This window comes from Marinomonas sp. 15G6-16 (genome assembly GCF_055809555.1).
This window is the reverse complement of the sequence record NZ_CM147916.1, coordinates 2,954,287-2,975,142: the sequence shown is the minus strand read 5'-3', so window position 1 is coordinate 2,975,142 and position 20,856 is coordinate 2,954,287. Positions and strand designations below refer to the sequence as shown.

The 20,856-nt window shown below is 42.2% G+C and carries 16 protein-coding genes; 6 read left to right on the top strand and 10 right to left on the bottom strand.

Going from position 1 to position 20,856, the window contains the following annotated elements:
* Positions 1 to 100 precede the first annotated feature (100 nt).
* The 5 genes from cmk to gyrA form a co-directional block, all read right to left on the bottom strand.
* Positions 101 to 784, bottom strand: coding sequence for a (d)CMP kinase (gene cmk / locus AC0L46_RS14195; RefSeq protein WP_473504501.1), 684 nt, complete (start codon positions 782 to 784; stop codon positions 101 to 103).
* 19 nt (positions 785 to 803) lie between these two features.
* The gene (locus AC0L46_RS14190; protein WP_473504499.1) at positions 804 to 3,032 is read right to left on the bottom strand and encodes a prephenate dehydrogenase/arogenate dehydrogenase family protein; all 2,229 of its coding nucleotides are present in this window, start codon (positions 3,030 to 3,032) and stop codon (positions 804 to 806) included.
* Between the two features lie 55 nt (positions 3,033 to 3,087).
* Positions 3,088 to 4,206, bottom strand: coding sequence for a prephenate dehydratase (pheA, locus tag AC0L46_RS14185; RefSeq protein ID WP_414680117.1), 1,119 nt, complete (start codon positions 4,204 to 4,206; stop codon positions 3,088 to 3,090).
* 7 nt (positions 4,207 to 4,213) lie between these two features.
* Positions 4,214 to 5,293 (bottom strand): 3-phosphoserine/phosphohydroxythreonine transaminase, encoded by a 1,080-nt coding sequence (gene serC / locus AC0L46_RS14180; protein WP_473504497.1) that lies wholly within the window; start codon positions 5,291 to 5,293, stop codon positions 4,214 to 4,216.
* Between the two features lie 72 nt (positions 5,294 to 5,365).
* Positions 5,366 to 8,050: a DNA gyrase subunit A gene (gene gyrA, locus AC0L46_RS14175; RefSeq protein WP_473504495.1), complete on the bottom strand. Its 2,685-nt coding sequence runs from the start codon at positions 8,048 to 8,050 to the stop codon at positions 5,366 to 5,368.
* A gap of 321 nt (positions 8,051 to 8,371) precedes the next feature.
* Between gyrA and ubiG the strand changes: the two genes are divergently transcribed.
* The 3 genes from ubiG to AC0L46_RS14160 all read left to right on the top strand — a co-directional run bounded on the left by ubiG (position 8,372) and on the right by AC0L46_RS14160 (position 13,019).
* Positions 8,372 to 9,088 (top strand): bifunctional 2-polyprenyl-6-hydroxyphenol methylase/3-demethylubiquinol 3-O-methyltransferase UbiG, encoded by a 717-nt coding sequence (ubiG, locus tag AC0L46_RS14170; RefSeq protein ID WP_473504493.1) that lies wholly within the window; start codon positions 8,372 to 8,374, stop codon positions 9,086 to 9,088.
* A gap of 26 nt (positions 9,089 to 9,114) precedes the next feature.
* Positions 9,115 to 9,858: a YciK family oxidoreductase gene (locus AC0L46_RS14165; protein ID WP_473504491.1), complete on the top strand. Its 744-nt coding sequence runs from the start codon at positions 9,115 to 9,117 to the stop codon at positions 9,856 to 9,858.
* Between the two features lie 74 nt (positions 9,859 to 9,932).
* Positions 9,933 to 13,019, top strand: coding sequence for an insulinase family protein (locus tag AC0L46_RS14160; RefSeq protein WP_473504488.1), 3,087 nt, complete (start codon positions 9,933 to 9,935; stop codon positions 13,017 to 13,019).
* Here AC0L46_RS14160 and AC0L46_RS14155 read toward each other — a convergent pair.
* Positions 13,005 to 13,526, bottom strand: a complete 522-nt coding sequence (locus tag AC0L46_RS14155) for a hypothetical protein (RefSeq protein ID WP_473504486.1) — start codon at positions 13,524 to 13,526, stop codon at positions 13,005 to 13,007. The two genes, AC0L46_RS14160 and AC0L46_RS14155, sit on opposite strands and share 15 nt — an antisense overlap.
* 104 nt (positions 13,527 to 13,630) lie before the next feature.
* The gene (gene fabV / locus AC0L46_RS14150; RefSeq protein ID WP_473504484.1) at positions 13,631 to 14,833 is read right to left on the bottom strand and encodes an enoyl-ACP reductase FabV; all 1,203 of its coding nucleotides are present in this window, start codon (positions 14,831 to 14,833) and stop codon (positions 13,631 to 13,633) included.
* Between the two features lie 180 nt (positions 14,834 to 15,013).
* On the opposite strand from fabV, the gene AC0L46_RS14145 reads away from it, so the two are divergent.
* Positions 15,014 to 16,246 (top strand): glycosyltransferase, encoded by a 1,233-nt coding sequence (locus tag AC0L46_RS14145; protein ID WP_473504482.1) that lies wholly within the window; start codon positions 15,014 to 15,016, stop codon positions 16,244 to 16,246.
* Positions 16,247 to 16,291: 45 nt separating this feature from the next.
* On the opposite strand, the gene AC0L46_RS14140 is transcribed toward AC0L46_RS14145, so the two are convergent.
* From AC0L46_RS14140 to AC0L46_RS14130, 3 genes are all read right to left on the bottom strand, one after another.
* Positions 16,292 to 16,486, bottom strand: coding sequence for a DUF1289 domain-containing protein (locus AC0L46_RS14140; RefSeq protein WP_473504480.1), 195 nt, complete (start codon positions 16,484 to 16,486; stop codon positions 16,292 to 16,294).
* Between the two features lie 81 nt (positions 16,487 to 16,567).
* Entirely contained in the window at positions 16,568 to 17,284 is a 717-nt protein-coding gene (locus AC0L46_RS14135) for a YebC/PmpR family DNA-binding transcriptional regulator (protein ID WP_414680127.1), read from the bottom strand.
* Between the two features lie 110 nt (positions 17,285 to 17,394).
* Complete coding sequence (locus AC0L46_RS14130) at positions 17,395 to 18,276, bottom strand: acyltransferase (protein WP_473504478.1); 882 nt, start codon at positions 18,274 to 18,276, stop codon at positions 17,395 to 17,397.
* 476 nt (positions 18,277 to 18,752) lie between these two features.
* Here AC0L46_RS14130 and AC0L46_RS14125 point away from each other — a divergent pair, with 476 nt between their 5' ends.
* Both AC0L46_RS14125 and AC0L46_RS14120 read left to right on the top strand, forming a co-directional pair.
* On the top strand, positions 18,753 to 20,159 hold the full coding sequence (locus AC0L46_RS14125) for an ATP-binding protein (RefSeq protein ID WP_473504476.1): 1,407 nt from the start codon (positions 18,753 to 18,755) through the stop codon (positions 20,157 to 20,159).
* 18 nt (positions 20,160 to 20,177) lie between these two features.
* On the top strand, positions 20,178 to 20,855 hold the full coding sequence (locus AC0L46_RS14120; protein ID WP_414680130.1) for a response regulator: 678 nt from the start codon (positions 20,178 to 20,180) through the stop codon (positions 20,853 to 20,855).
* The last annotated feature ends 1 nt before the right edge of the window (position 20,856 follow it).

The window sequence follows — 20,856 nt, the reverse complement described above, 5'->3', positions numbered from 1 at the left end:
GTCAATTTTTGAATGATGCGATAAAGGCTTGCTGGCACCTTTACCGACTTTGATAAAATTTAATCTATTCTAGCACATTCCAGACACGAAAAAGAACAGGCTACGCAAGACCTGCTTTTACTGTTTCAGTAAAAATCATCTCGACAACCTGTTCAATGCTTAAATCTGTACTATCGATTACTAAGGCACCTGCTGCAGGCACAAGAGGAGCGATCGCTCTATTAGCATCTCGCTCATCTCTCTCTTTAATCGTTTTTACTAATTGATCAAGATTAACAGTTTCGCCTTTTTGCTGCAATTGTTGTATGCGACGTTGTGCACGCTCTTCTGCAGAAGCAGTTAAAAACACCTTAACTTGCGCGGAAGGGAAAACAACTGTACCCATATCGCGGCCATCAGCAACTAAGCCCGGCAACTGTGAAAATGCTCTTTGACGCAGTAATAGACCTTCACGGACTTCAGGAATCGCAGCCAATTTAGAAGCATTATTTCCCACTTCTTCAGTACGAATTGCCTGAGTAACAGTCTCACCTTCTAAGATAATTTCAACTTTACCTAGCTCCACCTGCTGAAATTGTATATCCAAATGCTCCGCCAATACTTTTAGCGTCTCCACATCCTCAACAGACATTCCGTGATGCGAAACGGCAAGGGCAAGAAGTCGATACAAAGCACCGCTGTCTAATATATGCCATCCCAGTTTTTCTGCAATTAATTGACTGACAGTGCCTTTACCAGCACCACTTGGACCATCAATTGTAATAACTGGGCCTTGGTTAATCATAACTATTCCTCTTAAAAAACTACTGCACTACCGAACAATGGAAACCCAATTGCCCAGCAATGCTCTCCAACTCATTAAATTCTTCTAATAATTTTTGACAGTCATTGACGACTGTGGTCGATTTACTTCTCGCACCAAGTGCCAGCATGGCCAACGCCAAACGATCATCACCAGCACAATCTAGCTCACCACCTTGCGGGACAGAGCCATAAATAATTAATTCACCATTTTCATAAGTACAACGCACTTTCACTTTTTCAAGCGCGTCAACTAGAGCCAATACTCTATCCTCATGGTAATAAGGTAATGCGTTAACACCATTTATATGAGTGACACCGTTAGCATATGCAGCTACAACACACAAAAGCGGCAACATCTCTCTAAATCGATAACTTCGTGCTGCACTTAATGTGAAAGACTGCAATTCAGAAAATACAACATGCATTTCTCCTTCTCGCAACCCTGTCCCCAATACACTTTCCGGCGGCACAGACACATCCAACCCAATAGATTGCAGAAACGACAAATAATCAAACGAAACAGAGTCTAGACCCACATTCTTCACATTAAGTTCAGAACCTGGAAGCAAACTGGCCAGTAATGCCCACCACATAGCTTCATGCACATCACCGGAAAGCACGATATCTACACCAGATAATGATGATGAGACTATTTGAAAACTACCATCGCACTCAGAAACAACCGCCCCAAATTGACGCAATAAAACTTCACAATGAGACAATTCAGCAATTAGTGGCCTTACATTCCCCATTGTTGGTGAATATAAAGCAGCCAAAAAAGCCGACATTTTAAGACGCTCAGATCCACTAGTTAAGCTGATAGAAACATCTGTTACTTGCCCTGGCGTCAAGACGATAGGCAAACAATCCTCCACATCAGAAGCAATTTTCCCGCCCATTTCACGAACAACCGAAAACAAATCACTCATAGGTTGTTTTAACAGCTCACCTTCACCAACAACAGAGGTTACGAATGATTGTCCCGCCAACACTGGCAACAAGAGATACAAACTCTCCCGAGATTCATGAATATTAATGGGCGCTATTGGTGCTTTAAGACCACGAAGCCCGGCACCATGTACTCGTAAACGATCTAATGCAACCTCTTCAATGACAACACCCATATCTCGAAAGGCTTGCATAGTAATTCGAACATCGACACTAAGATCAATATTCTGTAAATCACTCACCCCTTCCGAAAGCGCAGCTATGGTAATGGCTTTATGTGACAAAGATTTGTCACCCACCAAAGAAATATCACCTTTAATAACTGAAGCAGGTAAAACTGAAACCGAAGTTGGTCGCACTTCTTTTGTCGAGCCCATTGTACGTTGCTCTAACAAACGAAGAAAATGATCTCGCGCAGACTTAGCTCGGGTAAACACACCAAACATACTCGCACCGTCACCTTGCTCTATCGCAGCACGCATGTCCGCAAGGCGATCGGTGAAATGATCTAATGTCGCCAATGTGGCTTCTTTATTAGCCAGAAAAACATCGCGCCACATGACAGGGTCACTAGAAGCAATACGAGTAAAATCTCTAAAACCGCCAGCGGCAAACTTGAATACGTCCTGACTGCGGTCACTATTTGCAAGCGCATCAACCAAGGTATAGGCCAGCAAATGAGGCAAATGACTAGAAGACGCTAAAACATGATCATGATGCTCGACATCCATACTCACAACGTCTGCACCAATGGCTCGCCAAATACGATGCAAACGATCAAGCAAAAGAGGATTGCTGTCCGGTAAAGGCGTCACGATCGCCATGTGCTTTTCAAACAACAAAGGATTAGCCGCTAAAACACCGCTCTTTTCTGCTCCCGCAATTGGATGACTGGGAATAAAGTTAGACGGTAAACCGCCAAAAGCTCGACGCGCAGACTCAACCACACTCCCTTTTGTTGATCCAACATCTGTCACCAAAGTATCAACAGAAAGAAAAGGTTTAATCTCTTGTAGAACAGATTCCATGGCTCGGACAGGCGTTGCTAAAACGATAACATCCATCTTAGCGATATATTCTTCAGTAAGTTGAGCTGGATAATCGATCACTCCAGTAGACACACCTAGCGCCAATTCACCTTCTCGACGATCAGCACCATATAATGTCGCCAACCCTCTGTCTTTCAGGGCTTTTGCGAAAGAGCCACCTATCATGCCAAGACCAATAATCATGACATTGCCAAATTTTTTCTTTTCTTGAGGCATACTACCCAGAGTCATCTAAAACTTACTCTTATCTATCAAAACGCAAACACGAGCCATATATCCAAAAAAGCTACAAAACAGCAACAGGATAAGACCCTAATACTTTCACTTCAGATGCTTTTTCACGTAATTCATCAATCACAGCACAACATGCATCATCCAAATAATGGCCAACAAAATCGATGTAGAAAATATATCCCCAGCGACTCATCAATGATGGACGAGTTTCTAATCGCGTCATGTCGACACCGTGACGCTCAAATGCCTCAAGCAGATGATATAAGGCGCCAGGTTCGTTTTTAGCACTAATCAACAAAGACGTTTTATCTTTACCACTAGGTGGCACATCCTGATTACCCACAATCAAAAATCGTGTCGTGTTGTCTGGGCGATCTTCAATGTTCGCCGACACTTTAATCAAGCCATACAATTCACACGCCACTTCACCGGCAATCGCAGCCACAGCACGACCACTTCGACCAGCATCAGCAGCAAGACGAGCTGCTTCCGCATTAGAACTAACAGCAACACGCTCAGCGTGCGGCCAATAACGGTCTAACCAAGCTCGACATTGTGCCAATGATTGTTGATGGGAATAAATATGCGTCACATCTTCCGAATTGATATTCGGACTAACTAACAAATGATGATGAATACGCTCTTCCACTTCCCCGCAAATTTTCAAACGCGAGTCGCGAAAACTGTCTAAAGTGTGATTTACAACGCCTTCTGTTGAATTCTCAACAGGAACAACACCATAATTCGCCGCGCCCGATTCCACTTCGCGGAAAACCTCATCAATAGCTGCCATTGGCGCACTGATGATAGATTTACCAAAGTGCTTCAATGCTGCTTGTTGAGTAAAGGTACCTTCCGGCCCCAAAAACGCAATGCGCATGGGTTTCTCTAAGGCAAGACAAGAAGACATCACTTGACGGAAAATCTTCGCCATTTCTTCGTTACCAAGAGGCCCTTCATTGCGCTCCATTACACGTCTTAAAACCTGTGCTTCACGCTCTGGGCGATAAAAAACAACATCATCAGATTGTTCAGCAAGCTTCACCTCGGCTACTTTTTGAGCGCAGCGAGCACGTTCATTAATAAGCACCTGGATCTGTGAATCAATCGAATCAATACGATCTCGCAACAATGGCAATGTATCAGGCACTATTTCTTTAGAGTTAGACATATTGTTATTACCCGTGACGCTCTTCAAAACCGCGCATAAAATCAATTAAGGCAAGCACACCTTCCATCGGCATGGCGTTATAAATACTTGCTCGCATCCCACCTACAGAACGATGACCTGCTAACGTGCGCAAACCAGCCGCTTCTGATTCTTCAATAAATAAAGCATCCAAAGATTGATCTGCCAAAATGAAAGGCACATTCATACGAGATCTAAACGCTAGATCAACAGGATTTGAATAGAACGAACTAGAATCGATAAAATCATACAAAGCTTGCGCTTTACGAATATTTATTTCCTCAATCGCTTCGACACCGCCTTGCTCTTCAAGCCACTCAAAAACAAGATCGGCCAAATAAATAGCAAACGTAGGAGGCGTATTTATCATGGAGTCGTTCGCAGCTAGATTCGCAAAACTCCAAATGGAAGGCAGTTCATCGCTAGAGCGAGCTAATAAATCTTTACGCACAATACAAATAACCACACCTGCAGGGCCAACATTTTTTTGCGCGCCTGCGTAGATCATGCCGTACTTACTAACATCAATTTTTCTCGACAAAATAGTCGAAGACAAATCTGCCACAATCGGCAAATTCGTTTCAGGCAAATCAGAAAACTCTACACCGCCAATTGTTTCATTAGGGCAAAGGTGTAAGTAGGCAGCAGTTTCATCTAACTCAAGATTAGAAAAATCAGGAACCGTGGAATAGTTTTGTTCTTTAGAAGAGCCAACAACATTTACTTTGGTGTAGCGTTTTGCTTCTTTAATCGCTTTAGAAGACCAAGCACCTGTATCTAAGTAGCAAGCAGAATCAAAACCATTCACTAAGTTGGCAGGGATCTGGGAAAATAAAGTCGATGCACCACCCTGAACAAACAAAATTTCATAATCATCATTAACATCAAGCAAACGAGCTAAACGCGCTTTAGCCGAAGCCAAAATAGACATAAACTCAGTACTTCTATGGCTCATTTCCATAACGGAAACACCAGCGCCATGCCAGTCTAATAGCTCAGCTTGTGCTTTTTTCAAAACAGCCTCTGGAAGCGCTGCCGGACCAGAACAAAAATTATATACTCGGTTCATCCTGCTTATTACCTCTAGTATTCAGGACCCATCTACAATAAAAGCGACGCACCTAGGTGCGCCGCTTATTTACTATTCCGTATCAGCTTCTGTGATATCAGGAGATTCGTCGCCATCATTTGGCGCTTGATCGACAACCGCATCATCTGCTTCATCAATCTCGATATCACCTTCATCGTTTTCCACGACACGCTCAATGCCAACGAGGTGCTCGTCATTAGTCAGACGAATCAAGGTGACACCTTGTGTATTTCGACCTTGACAAGACACTTCCGTCACTCGAGTACGAACCAAGGTACCCTGATCAGTAATCAAGATAATTTCATCCGTTTCCTCAACCTGAGCCGCACCAATAACTGGGCCGTTACGATCAGACACTTGGATACCGATAACACCTTGACCACCACGACCATAAACTGGGAAGTCTTCCACTGCCGTACGCTTACCAAAGCCGTTTTCACAAGCCATCAATACAGCAGAACCCTCTTCAGGAACGATCAGAGAAACCACTTTCGCACCTTCACTCAATCGAATACCTCGAACACCTGCCGCTGTACGACCCATTGGACGAACATCTGACTCTTTAAAGCGAATCGTTTTACCAGAAGAAGAAACCAACATGATGTCGTTTTCGCCTGTAGTAACAGATACGCCAACCAGTTCATCTGTTTCGTCTAGGCTCAATGCGATCAAGCCAGTAGAACGAGGTCGAGCGAAGTTTTGCATCGCTGTTTTCTTAACGGTACCTTTCGCAGTCGCCATAAAGATGTAACTGCTTGACTCTACATTTGCTTCATCAGCAACGTCTTCATCACCTTCTTCTTTATCTGTGTCTTCAACAACAGGCAAAGGCAACAAAGCAGAGATAGATTCACCTTCACTCAAAGGCAACAAGTTGACGATTGGACGACCTTTGGCACCACGGCTCGCAACTGGAATCTCGAAAACACGTAACCAATAAACTTTACCAAAGTTACTGAAAAGCATGATGGTATCGTGACTGCTTGTTACAAGAAGATGCTCAATATGGTCTTCATCTTTCATGCTAGCCGAAGACTTACCACGACCACCACGACGTTGAGCTTGATACTCTTCTAGTGGCTGAGATTTCGCATAACCTGTATTCGAAATGGTCACAACCATTGGCGCTTCATCGATCAAATCCGCAATGGTTAGATCTTGACGAGAAGTGATAATTTCCGTTCTACGTGCATCACCAAAACTATCACGAACTTCTTCAAGCTCTTCACGAATCACTTCCATCAAGCGATTTGGATTAGAAAGAATGTTCAGCAATTCAGCGATCAACTCGATTAGAGCCTTGTACTCGCCAAGCAATTTCTCATGCTCTAAGCCAGTCAAACGATGCAAACGCAAATCTAGAATCGCTTGCGCTTGATCTGGTGACAAGTGATAAGCACCATCAACGAAGCCGTAACCTGCATCAAGATCATCTGGGCGACAAGCGTCAGCACCAGCACGTTCAAGCATGGCAACAACATTTCCTGGCTGCCAAGATTCAGCAACGATCTTCTCTTTTGCCTCTGCAGACGTTGGAGAAGTACGAATTAATTCGATAATGCGATCTATATTTGCTAGAGCCACAGCCAAACCTTCAAGGATATGACCACGCTCACGCGCTTTACGAAGTTCAAAAATCGTACGACGAGTCACTACTTCACGACGGTGTTTCACGAAGCATTCAAGAATCTGTTTCAGGTTTAGTAGTTGTGGACGACCATCAACCAAGGCCACCATATTGATACCAAACACAGACTGCAATTGGGTTTGAGCAAAGATATTATTAACAACAACGTCTGGGTTCTCACCGCGACGCAGCTCAATCACAATACGCATGCCGTCTTTGTCAGACTCATCACGAAGTTCACTAATGCCTTCCAGCTTTTTCTCTTTCACAAGCTCGGCAATTTTCTCAATGACTTTCGCTTTGTTTAACTGGTAAGGAATTTCAGTAAAGACTATGGCTTGGCGATTGCCCTTTTCCATGTCTTCAAAATGATGACGAGCGCGCATGTAAATACGACCGCGCCCTGTTTTGTAGGCTTCAACAATACCAGCACGACCATTAATAAAGGCCCCTGTTGGGAAATCTGGCCCTGGAATGTGTTCGATCAACTCATCAATAGTGACGTCTGCGTTATCAATTACCGCAAGACAACCATCGATAATTTCACCTAAATTATGTGGTGGAATATTGGTCGCCATACCAACGGCGATACCAGCAGAACCATTTACAAGCAAACCAGGAACACGTGCAGGCAATACTTCTGGCATAAACTCTGTGCCATCGTAGTTAGGCACAAAATCAACTGTTTCTTTCTCAAGATCCATCAATAAATGATGAGAAATTTTTGCCATGCGGATTTCGGTATAACGCATTGCTGCCGCACTGTCGCCATCGACAGAACCGAAGTTACCTTGACCATCCACCAGCGTGTAACGCATTGAGAAAGGTTGAGCCATACGAACAATCGTATCGTATACAGCAGAGTCACCATGAGGGTGATACTTACCGATTACATCACCGACAATACGTGCCGACTTTTTGTATGGTTTATTCCAATCATTTTTAAGTTCATTCATCGCAAATAGAACGCGACGGTGAACAGGTTTTAACCCATCACGTACATCAGGTAATGCTCGACCTACAATTACGCTCATTGCGTAATCTAGATAAGATCCCTTAAGTTCATCTTCGATACTGACGGGAATAATTTCTTTGGCTAATTCACCCATAGATACAATCGATCCTTATGCCTCGGAAGCCTGACAGACTTCATCATCTCTTTTTATAAGCGCTGCATTGTAACATAAGGAAATAAATAACACTCCTTCAAGCTGTATGTTTTGTTGCTCATAATTGCATTTGATTCTCAGTTTCTTACCTTCTTGTCGAATATCAAAGAAAACCAAACAAGAAATCTGCTCGTACCTAATATATGAGTTAGCTATTGGTCACCCTCATGGTTGGCGTTATACTAGAAAACACACTCACTAACTCAGCACATCGAGTAAGCTCTCAATTCTCTAGCGACAGACAAATACGGAAAAATACATATGACCAACCCACAACAAAACAATGTAGATTTAAATGAAGTTGCAAAGTTTGAAGCGCTTGCAAGTCGTTGGTGGGACAAAGAAAATGAATTTAAACCCTTACATGACATCAACCCGCTGCGCACAAATTATGTAGACGAAAACACAGGCGGACTTTCCGGCAAAAAAGTGATCGACGTAGGTTGTGGCGGCGGCATTCTATCTGAAGCCATGGCAAAACTTGGCGCCAATGTAAAAGGCATCGATATGGGCGAAGCTCCTCTTGCTGTCGCCAAACTACACTTAGAAGAATCTCAGCTTGATATCGACTACGAAAAAATCACAGCAGAAGAAATCGCTCAACGAGAAGCAGGCCAATACGATGTGGTTACTTGTTTAGAAATGCTTGAGCATGTTCCAGACCCATCTTCCGTAATTAAAGCCTGCATGACACTAGTAAAATCCGGCGGCCATGTTTTCTTCTCTACTATAAATAGAAACCCTAAAGCCTATCTATTTGCCATCATCGGAGCAGAATACATTTTAAACATGCTTCCAAAAGGCACTCACGATTACGCTAAATTTATCCAACCTGCCGAACTAAACAACTACGCAAGACAGGCAGGACTAGAAGTAAAACACATGACAGGCATGACCTATAACCCACTCACTAAGGCCTACAAACTGAACGACAAAGACGTGTCTGTAAACTACCTAATGCACACTCAAAAACCCTAAGCCTCAATTAGGCAAAAGGAGGAGATATGTTTACTTATCAAGCTCCAGATCAACTACTCAAAGACAAGATCGTTCTTGTAACTGGCGCAGGTGATGGCATTGGAAAAACCGCAGCCATCACCTACGCAAAATACGGCGCAACTGTGATTTTGTTAGGTAGAACTACAAAAAAACTCGAAGCCGTTTACGACCAAATTGAAGATCTCGGCTATCCGCAAGCAGCGATCATTCCGCTCAACCTGGATGGCGCTGCGGAACACGACTACCTAGAAATAGCCAACACTATTGAAAATGAATTCGGCCATTTGGATGGTGTCCTTCACAATGCCAGCTTACTTGGCAGCAGAGCACCTTTAGCGAGCTACGACCCAACTTTATTCGAACAAGTCATGCGAGTGAACGTCACCAGCCAATTACTGCTCTCACAAGCTCTCATGCCACTTTTACAAAAATCCAAAGAGGCTTCCATTATCTTTACGTCTTCCGGAGTCGGTCGCACTGCAAGGCCAAACTGGGGTGCTTATGCTGTTTCCAAGTTCGCTACCGAAGCCATGATGCAACTGTTTGCGGGCGAGCTGGCAACATCATCTCCAAACATACGCGCAAATGCGATCAACCCTGGCGGAACGAGAACCAGCATGAGAGCCGAGGCATTCCCAGAAGAAGACCCACAAACACTCCCAACGCCAGAAGATATCATGCCGCTCTACTTGTATTTAATCGGTAAAGACAGCCTTACAATCAACGGCCAATCCATTAATGCTCAATAAATTCTTTACTTTGACGCAATGGAAAGTAAAAGCATCCATTGCGTCTACTCATAAGCTTCAGTTAATCTGAATCAATGATTCAGATTATTAAGAAACTCATTCCCTTTTTCGCTTTGCTTACTGCACTCGCGTCATTTCCCATCCTAGCGGATGAAGTCAAAGTTTCTACAAATTCAGAGACAGATGAATCAATGAGCCAAAACGACACAGATCACACACCTCCAATTCCTACCGCTACCATTATTCCAAATAAAAGCCTAACGGATCAAAATAGCTACTACACAATCACATTACCAAACCAGCTGAAAGTAATACTGATAAACGACCCTCAAGCCGAGCGATTCTCTGCTTCTTTATCTGTAAATGTAGGCAGCTTTAATGACCCTAAAGACCAACAAGGGCTTGCTCACTTCTTGGAACACATGCTTTTTCTAGGCACAGAAAAATACCCAGAATCAGGCAATTATCAATCTTATATCAGTACTCATGGTGGCACGCATAACGCTTATACAAGCACAGACACAACAAACTTCTTCTTTGACATAAAACCTTCTGGCTATGAAGGCGCCATCGACCGCTTCGCACAATTTTTCATCTCGCCTTTATTCAGTGAATCACTCACTCAAAGGGAAAAAAATGCAGTCGACGCAGAATATAAAGCAAAATTTAAAAACGAGAGTCGACGCAACAACCAAGCCTTCAAAACACTTATCAACCAAGACCACCCATACAATAGATTCACTGTCGGCAATTTAGACACTCTTAAAGACCGACCAAATAATCCTCTAAGAGAGCAATTACTGTCTTTGTATAAAGCAAACTATTATGCAGAAAACATGGCACTAGTTATGGTCGCCAACCTTTCTTATGAAGAAATGGCGAGGCTTGCCACTGAATACTTTTCTGATATAAAAAGCCAACCTGCACCCACTCAAAAGACTCCAGATGAGACATCATTACAGTCTGAACAAGCTCAACCAGAACAAACCCAACTAGGGCAAACAGAACCCACTCAGGCACTGCCACCGACACTCATCCCAATTAACAAACCTCGCCTGCAATTTATTCGTCCTCTTATCGATAAAGACACGCTCTATTTTTACTACCAAATAGACGCCCAGTTACTCAACTACAAAACACAGCCCACAAGGTATCTGTCTTATATTTTAGGGAATGAAAATAAAGGCTCACTCTATGCCTCGTTAAAATCTGAAGGACTTATTAATAGCATCTCGGCCAGCACCAGCTCAGATTATGGAAGCAATGCTTTCTTTACCGTCAAAATGAGATTAACTGAAGCGGGAATGGAAAAAATCGACACAGTGGCACAACGTTTTTTTGCCACAATAAATCTACTGAGATCCTCCCCCATTAACCCCATTTATTTAGAGGAAGGTCTCAAGTTAAGCCAAATGATGTTTAATCATCAAAGTTATGTACATCCACAAAACCTGGCTCGCGCCTTGTCAGCCAAAGCACTTAAAGTACCAACGGAAGACTTATTGAGTAGCTTCAGAATAGACAAGATGGCCAACAAAGAAGATATAAGCCACCTTCTCCAACAACTTAATACTGAAAACCTGCTCATCCAAGTCACATCCAATAAAGAAATGCCGAATCACTGGGCGAAAGACATACCAGAATGGCAAATCGAACCTTGGTATCAAAGTGAATACAGCAACAATTTTTTCAGCCAACCCTTTCTCGACCTAATGAACTTAGCCGTGAAAAGTACACTCGTCACTCTACCGGACAGAAATAACTTCATCCCTGAATCATTAACCATGATTAACGAACAAGATGAAGCCCCATCTCTCGTCTTCCAAAAAGAAGGCTTTTCTTACTGGCATAAATCAGACTCCAGCTTTCACAAACCCACTGCGATGAATTTTTTGGCTCTGCGCTTTGATAATGCCGCTGACACAGCCAAAAACACACTACTCAATCGACTTTGGAGTCGACTATTTAATGAGAGCGTAAGTGAATACACATACTCCCCTTATCTCGCAGGTTTAGGCTTTAACTTTTATCCTCATGTAAATGGCGTAACCCTACGAACAAACGGCTATTCAGACAAACAAAACAACTATCTAATCTGGCTGATTGATCAACTGTTTCTATTTCGCCCCACATTTGATCGATTTGAACTTGCCAAGCAGCAACTACAAAAAGACCTATCAAACCAAACGAGCAAACAAGCTTATCAAGGCGCTAATTCCGCATTAAATACTCTTATTACAAAGAACAGCTTCACCACCAAACAACTTAAAGAAGCGCTTACGGCAATTTCACTTAGCGATTTGCAGGAATTTACCAAGAATGCACGTAACAACTTTAGTGTGGTTGGCTACAGCACAGGCAACTTAACCAAAGAACAAACAGAGAAACTAGCAAATACACTGTATGAAAGATTTGATGGAAGATTAACAGACAGAGAAGGCATCTCAATACAAACAAAAGCCCTACCAACACAACAGAAATTGCACCATCAATTTGACTCAAGTAGTGATGACAGCGCTGTTTTATATGCTCTAATAGACACAAGCACCCAAGATCTTGAAGACGATGACACAATAACGCAAAAGGCTTATTTCTCGATCATGAGAAAAATAATAAACAGCCCTTTTTATCAGGACCTAAGAACCAACCAGCAACTTGGCTACATTGTGGGCACGCAGGATCTGAGCACACGTAATACCCCAATATTAGGCTTAGTAATACAGTCACCTAACAAAGATACTTTAACGCTGGTCAATGCAATCGACACTTTCCTTTTAGAGCAAAGAAGTCAACTCAGTACACTAGCAGAAGAAGATTTCGACGCAGCCAAAAGCACACTTTTAAATCAACTCAAGATCCAAGCAAAAAACCTTAGTGATAATGCACTCAGCGAATGGCGACAAATCGCGCAAAAAGAACCTAACTTTGATTTTGATGAAGAATGGATAAAAGCAGTAGAGGCGATACAAAAGGAAGATTTCATTCAATTCATGGAAAAGAAATTAGACTCTGTAGACAGCACTAGAATTGTTATTCACAACAAAGCGTTTCCATCTGAACTTACCGATTGGCAGTCAGCAGAGACTCTAGATTCTCACAGTGAATCAAAGCCACAACATGATGAAACAACGAGAATAGAAGAAAGCTCAACCACCAATTAGCGCATCAAGCTTTTCTAACTCTTTTGCGGATGCATTTGAGTTTTTTGATGAATTCACACCCTGACCAACAGGGGAAAAAGCACCAACATCAAGAGGATTGCTTGATGGGCCAGGAACACTCTCGTTAACAACACCTATTTCAGGCATCATCCTCAAGCGTCTTTCTTGGATTTTTTCGGGGATATTACCTGTAAACAACACAGTAAATGGCGCCTCTTCCGTACGGCGATTTACCTCGTCGTAAATTTCTTGCTCACGCTTTGCGATATCATTCTCTTCCAAATAAGACAGCTCGCTGCCATCAGCAGCAATCACAACATTTGGACCTAAAGTTTGTTCTACCTGCTCAACAGGAATAACGGAAACCGCATCAGGGGAACTTAAAACCACCTGATGTTCAGAGCGTATTAATTGATTACCATAAATAATGTCCACAGGTTTACGCTCAATTGTTTGAGCACTCACCACAACAGACATAACACCAAGTAACCAACAAAATCGCTTCATAATCACCCCAAGTACGAATTCATATACTATAAGAGATAAACAGACATTAAAAAAGGAGTTCAGCCTAAGCCAAACTCCTTTCTTTCATTACCCCTTAGTAGAAATTAAAGAGTAATAACTTCAAAGTCTGCGACTGGATCAGCATCCGCTTCGTAATCAACACCATCAATTCCGAATCCAAACAACTTCAAAAACTCATCTTTGTAAAGCTGGTAATCTGTTTCAGAAAACAAATTAGCGTCTGTAATCTGTGGCCAAAGGTCACGACAAGCCTGCTGAACATCTTCACGCAATTCCCAATCATCCAAACGCAGACGATTCATATCATCCGTTAGTTCAGAAATGTTGTGATTATTGTACAAACGCTCAGAGAACATACGGTAAATCTGATCCATACAACCTTCGTGGATATTCTTTTCACGCATCACTTTGAAAACCATCGCAAGGTACAAAGGCATAACAGGAATAGCAGAAGAAGCCTGTGTCACAACAGATTTCAATACAGCAACATTCGCACCGCCATTCACTGCAGCAAGCTTGCTATCAATCGCTGCAGAAGCACGATCTAAATCTTCTTTTGCTTTGCCTAGTGCGCCGTGCCAGTATATTGGCCAAGTGATATCAGAACCAATATAAGAATACGCTACCGTACGAACGCCATCCGCCAAAACACCCGCTTCTTGCAAAGCAGACATCCAAAGCTCCCAATCTTGGCCACCCATAACCGTTGTCGTTGCGGCAACTTCTTCTTCTGTCGCAGGTTCGATTTCCGCTTCGATGATCACATCTTTGTTTGTGTCAATCGCAGTAGATTTGTACGGCTCGCCAATTGGCTTAAGAACAGAACGAATAACTTCACCTGTTTCCGGCATTTTACGCACTGGAGAAGCCAATGAATAAACCACCATATCAACTTGACCAAGATCTTCTTTGATCAATTCAATCACTTTATCACGAGCTTCGTTTGAGAAAGCGTCGCCGTTAATGCTCTTAGAGTACAAACCTTCTTCTTTCGCAGCTTTGTCAAAAGCGGCAGAGTTGTACCAACCGGCTGTACCTGTTTTTTTCTCAGTACCTGGCTTTTCAAAGAAAACACCAATCGTCGCCGCACCAGAACCAAAGGCAGCGGCAATTCGAGAAGACAATCCATAACCACTAGACGCACCGATCACAAGTACTTTTTTAGGGCCATTTTCAACTTTGCCTTTAGCCTTAGTAAAAGCAATTTGATTTCTTACATTCTGCTCACAACCCACTGGGTGTGTTGTTGTACAAATAAATCCACGAATCTTTGGTTTGATGATCATAATTATATTCTCAACGTCATGTTTTGCTTACGTCTTGCCTAACAATCCCTACAAACGAGGCAGGCAACACAAATCTGTTCGCCATGATACAATAGCCAAACGAATATGTCCTGATTCTCGTTTAAATCCTGAATCTAAAAAGCCTTTTTTCTTTAATTCTTTTCTTAAATAGAGAGCACTGTGCACTTACTAATCATTGGCTATGTCTGGCCAGAACCAAACTCTTCTGCCGCTGGCAGCCGCATGATGCAACTACTCAACTGCTTCCATAAGAACCAGTGGCAAATTTCTTTTGCAAGCCCGGCTCAACAAACGGAGCACATGGCGGACTTATCTTTGTTAGGCATTACTCCAGACCATATTGATTTGAATGACGCCTCATTCGACAAATATATTGCCGATAAAAAGCCAGACATCGTGATCTTTGATCGCTTCATGATGGAAGAGCAATTTGGTTGGCGAGTAGAAAAGTTTAGTCCAGATTCTTTGCGAGTTTTAAACACTGAGGACCTTCACTCATTGCGACAAGCTAGGCACTTAGCCTTAAAGCAAAATCGAGAGTTTCAATTAGAAGACCTTTACAGCGATCATGGTATTCGAGAGATTGCCGCTATTCACCGTTGCGACCTTACTCTGATGATCTCCGAGACTGAAACCCAGCTTTTAATGGATGAATTTCAAGTTCCGGAAACACATCTACTGCATCTGCCTTTTATGCTCGACGCACCAAACGACATGAGCACATTGCCAACTTTTGAAGAACGGGAACATTTCATCAGCATTGGTAATTTTCGTCACGCCCCGAATTGGGATGCTGTACTGAAATTGAAAACTGAAATCTGGCCAAAAATTCGCAAACGCTTACCAAACGCTGAGCTCCATATTTATGGTGCTTATCCGCCACCCAAAGCCACAAAATTACATAATGCAAAGGAAGGTTTCTTAGTGAAAGGTTGGGCAGAAGACGCTCAAGCAGTCATGCAAAACGCGCGAATTTGTTTAGCTCCTTTACGCTTTGGCGCCGGCATAAAAGGCAAACTGGTTGAAGCCATGCAAATGGGCACACCAAGCATTACAACACCTATCGGGTCAGAATCCATGCATGGCAATTTACCTTGGAACGGTGTGGTCGCAGACAACAATGACACCTTTGTCGACGCGGCTGTTTCTCTTTATGAAGACAAAAGAAGCTGGAAATTAATGCAACAAAACGGCAATCGAATCCTAGAATACCGTTATCAAGCAGCGCAGTGGGAGTCTGTTTTAACAAAACGGCTGATCGTACAAAACCAACTCAAAAACAGCTTACGGAAAAAACATTTTTTGGGATTAATGCTCAGACACCACAGCTTGAAAAGCACGCAATACATGTCCCAATGGATTGAATTAAAAAACAAACTGACGGAAAAATAATATTGAAATAGCCAAGGACTGGCCTATTGAAAAAGATGGGGCAGATTAATTACTGACGAATGGACTTTTCGCTTCGCGTTCTCGAACTTTTTTCATAACTGCAAGCTGAGAAGCTTCATCCATACTTCCCCACAAACTAATTTCTTCGCCCGTCCGGTAACACCCGGTACAGACATTTTCTTCGTTCAAAGAGCAAATATGAATACAGGGAGACTGCACTTGAGGCTTGGCTTTTCCCACAAATTACTCCCTACTTTTGTTTAATTACACTTCAATAAAAAAAGGCGCAGTGGCTTTATACCACTGCGCCTTTTATAAATTTTAGTATTCAGCGTTATGGTAAACACGTTGGACATCATCTAGATCATTCAAAAGATCAAGAAAACGATCAAACTGTTCAACTTCTTCACCGCTGATTTCAGTCATATTTTGTGGGACAAATTGAATTTCATCAACTTCGAATTCAATATCACCAAGCGCTTCTACTAATGCTGATTTTGCTTTACCGTAATCTGTGTTTGGTGCAAAAACAGTCACTTTACCGTCTTCTAGCTCAATGTCTGTTACATCAACATCAGCCATCATAAGAGCATCTAAAACAGCTTCTTCATCATCACCAGCAAAAACAAAAATCGCACTGTGATCAAACATGTGACTAACACTGCCTTGACCACCAATTTTACACTTAACTTTGTTAAAGCAAGTACGAACATCACCAAAAGTACGGTTTGGGTTGTCTGACAAACAGTCAACAATCACCATAGTATTACCAGGACCAAAGCCTTCATAACGAGCAGTATCAAAATCTTCTCCGCCACCGCCTTTCGCTTTATCAATTGCTTTATCGATAACGTGCGTTGGCACCTGATCTTTTTTCGCGCGCTCGATCATTGAGCGTAACGCCAAATTACCATTAGGATCGATACCACCGGATTTTGCGCAAACATAAATTTCACGGCCGTACTTACTATAAACCTTGGCTTTTTGATCAGACGTTTTTGCCATGGACTCTTTGCGGTTTTGAAAGGCTCTGCCCATTACATATTCCTATTCTATAAAATCTTAAAAATCAGATTCTAACGTGTCACTCAAAAAGAAGGAACTGCTAGCCTCTGATAAATCGCATAAAACCCTTTTTAAACACTCCCTTACTTCAAAAGGCGATCGATTTTCTGATCTTTTTCTCGCCAAAGTTCGTTCACCCATTCTTGGAAATAAGCGCGATACTCCGCATCATTTTGATAGTCCCCAAGCAATGAATCGTCTATTGGCAACATCCGAGTATGAACCTTCACTTCAGATACCTTGCCACACAGATAATCAAAGAAGCTTGGAATACCTTCAGGATAAACAATGGTCACATCAATTAAGTAATGCAGTTTTCCATCCATTGCATTTAAAGCAAAAGACAAACCGCCAGCCTTAGGGGATAAAAGGTGCTTGAAATGACTCACTTGCTGTTCATGCTTTTGCGACGTAAAACGCGTTCCTTCCAAAAAGTTCATGATTGAAACCGGAAAATACTGAAACTTCTCACAGGCTTTTTTCGTCACTTCAATGTCTTTGCCTTTAAGCTCTGGTCGCTTTTTCAATAACGCAGGACTGTAACGCTTCATAAAAGGAAACTCTAAAGCCCACCAAGCTAAACCAATAAACGGCACCCAAATCAGTTCGCGTTTTAAGAAGAATTTAATAAAAGGAATTTTTCGGTTAAACATGCGCTGCAAGATTAAAATATCCACCCAAGATTGATGATTAGACACAATCATGTACCAATCTTTAGCCGATAATTCTTGGTCGCCCGAGGAATGAATTTTGGATCGCCCAATGCACTTTTGATTAACATTGTTTATCGCGATCCAAATTGTCGCAATATTATCCAGTATGACATTTAAAACAGCACGGACATTAGGGAACGGCAATACAATTTTGCATAACGCCAAAACCATAACAGGAATAAAACAAAGCGTGGTATTTAAGGCGATTAAGAAAAAAGAAAACAAACCTTTGAATAGAGAAATGAAACGCATAACTAAAACCAAAAGATATAAATTTAATGCATAGTACTAGGGAAGGTACGAACAAGTCCACTGGCTTCAGCGTGTGGATAAACCTTTATTATTCGAGGCAAGCTTCGCTGTCCAATATGAACATATTGGCAAGAAGCTTAACAAAGAATAAAAAGTGTTTAGCTCACGCCCTTCGGGTCTTTCATAGAAACGGCCTCTCTGCGTTAAGAGTGATTGAAAGGTATTAACATTCCTGCTCACTCTTGCCTTGATAGACCGTTTCTCTGATAAGACTGAAGCTCAGAAGACTTATTCGTATCTTCCCTAAAGAGATCCAAATATGGGAAATCCTCATTATTTGCACCACAGCCAAGTAGCCAAGTTTCCTGTAAAAACTATATAGTAAAGATAAGATTTGCATTTTTATGCCTACATTGATAACTACAGCCTGTCATATTTATATAAACAGGACATAAAACAGGATCTCATCTCCAACCATGACCATCCCAAAAGGGTTAAAAATTCGCCACAAACTCTTTGCGGTTTTTGTTTTAAGTAACATTCTGCTAATTGTTTCTATGTGGCAAGTATTCCAATGGAGCTTTGACCGAGGCTTTGTATCATATGCAACAGAACGTGATCGAGACTTTTTAGAGCAGATGGCGAATAGAACCGCTAATCTCTACATCTATTACGATGATTGGTACTTTCTTGTACAAGAGAGTCGTATGGAAAGAGAGTGGTATCAAGCAAAACTAGAAAATTTGCGTGACCTTGTTCCACCTCCAAGCACACCTAATTTGGATTTGATTTATCCGTCTCAATATTATCGCCAACGCTTCCTTCTGTTTGATGCGCAACAGCGCCCAATTATAGGCAAGGTTCGTTTTACAGATGCAGAAGTTCACCCTGTCACGGTCAATAAAAAGATTGTTGGTTTTGTTGGCTTACGCTCCATCCGAGAATTAGTTCAAGACCAAACACTGCGCTTTGTGCGACAACAAGGGGAAGCTTTTCTTTTAATCTCAGCATTTATGCTCGCCATTGCAGCATTATTAACATGGCCTCTGGCTCAGTGGTTAAGTCGCCCTCTTTGCTCTATGCAGGTGGCGACCAAAAAACTAGCCGCAGGGAAGTTCGAGACAAGAATCGCCGTAAAAGGCTCTGATGAATTGGCAGACTTGAGTTGTAATTTTAATCACCTTGCGAGCACACTGGAGAACACTCGGGAAGCTCGTAAACGCTGGGTAGCAGACACAGCCCATGAATTAAGAACACCTGTTGCTATTTTACGCGGCGAAATTGAAGCCATGCAGGACGGCATTATTAAGGTAACGCCAGATAGTCTATCCTCTTTACAGCAAGAAACCTTGCACTTGGCTCGCTTGATTGATGACTTAAACCAGTTATCTATGCATGACACAGGCAGTTTGAATTACAACATGGAAGAAGTGTCATTAAATGAGATTCTTGAGCAAGCCACTCAATCCATGACTCTTCCATTTCAAGAAGCTGGACTAGAATTAATATATGAATACACTCAGAAAAAGCCTATTGTAATAAAAGGCGATTCTGATCGTTTGTATCAGTTGTTCTCAAATTTGATGAATAACTCGCTAAAATACACAAATGCTCCAGGGAAATTAAGCGTCAAAGCATCATCGACCAATAAGAAAGCGGTTATTCTTTTTGAAGACTCAGCCCCTGGTGTCAGTGAAGAAGATAAGAACAGAATTTTTGAACAGTTTTACCGAGTTGAAAACTCAAGAAACAGAGCAACCGGCGGTCGAGGTCTAGGCCTTACTATTTGCTCTAATATCGTGGAAGGACACCAAGGCACGATCAGTGCTTACCACTCTCAGGATGGTGGCTTAGGTATACAAATAGAATTCCCTTTAAATTAATACGGAACAAATCATATTATGAGTAAAGTACTGATTATCGAAGACGAACCAAAATTGGCTGAATTGATGGCTGCTTACTTAACGCAAGCAGGTTATGACTATCACCATCTTGACCGTGGTGACCTTGCTGTAAACTACATCAAAAACAACCAAGTAGACCTTGTTCTATTAGACCTTATGCTACCTGGTTTAGATGGTGTAGAAGTATGTAAGCAAGTTCGTCAATTTAGCGGCGTTCCTATTATCATGGTGACAGCTAAGGCAGAAGAAATCGATCGCCTTATCGGTTTAGAAATGGGTGCTGATGATTACGTATGTAAACCATTTAGTCCTCGTGAAATCGTGGCTCGCGTTAAAGCGAACTTACGTCGAGTTGAGTTAGACCAAACCGAATCACCAAGAACAGATGGTTTTGACTTAGATGTAGATCGCCTACGTGCCACTTACAAAGGTGAATTGATCGATTTAACAACAGTCGAATTCCAACTACTTCAATTATTGATAAAAGAGCCTGGCCGCGTTTTTGGTCGTGACCTTATTATGAAAAGCATTTATGCTGACAGCCGCGTAGTAAGTGACCGCACTATCGACAGCCACATCAAAAAATTGCGCAAGAAAATTTCTGCTGTTGCGCCTGAGCTTAATGTTATTCATTCTGTTTATGGTGCCGGTTACCGCTTCGAAAACAATGAGTAAT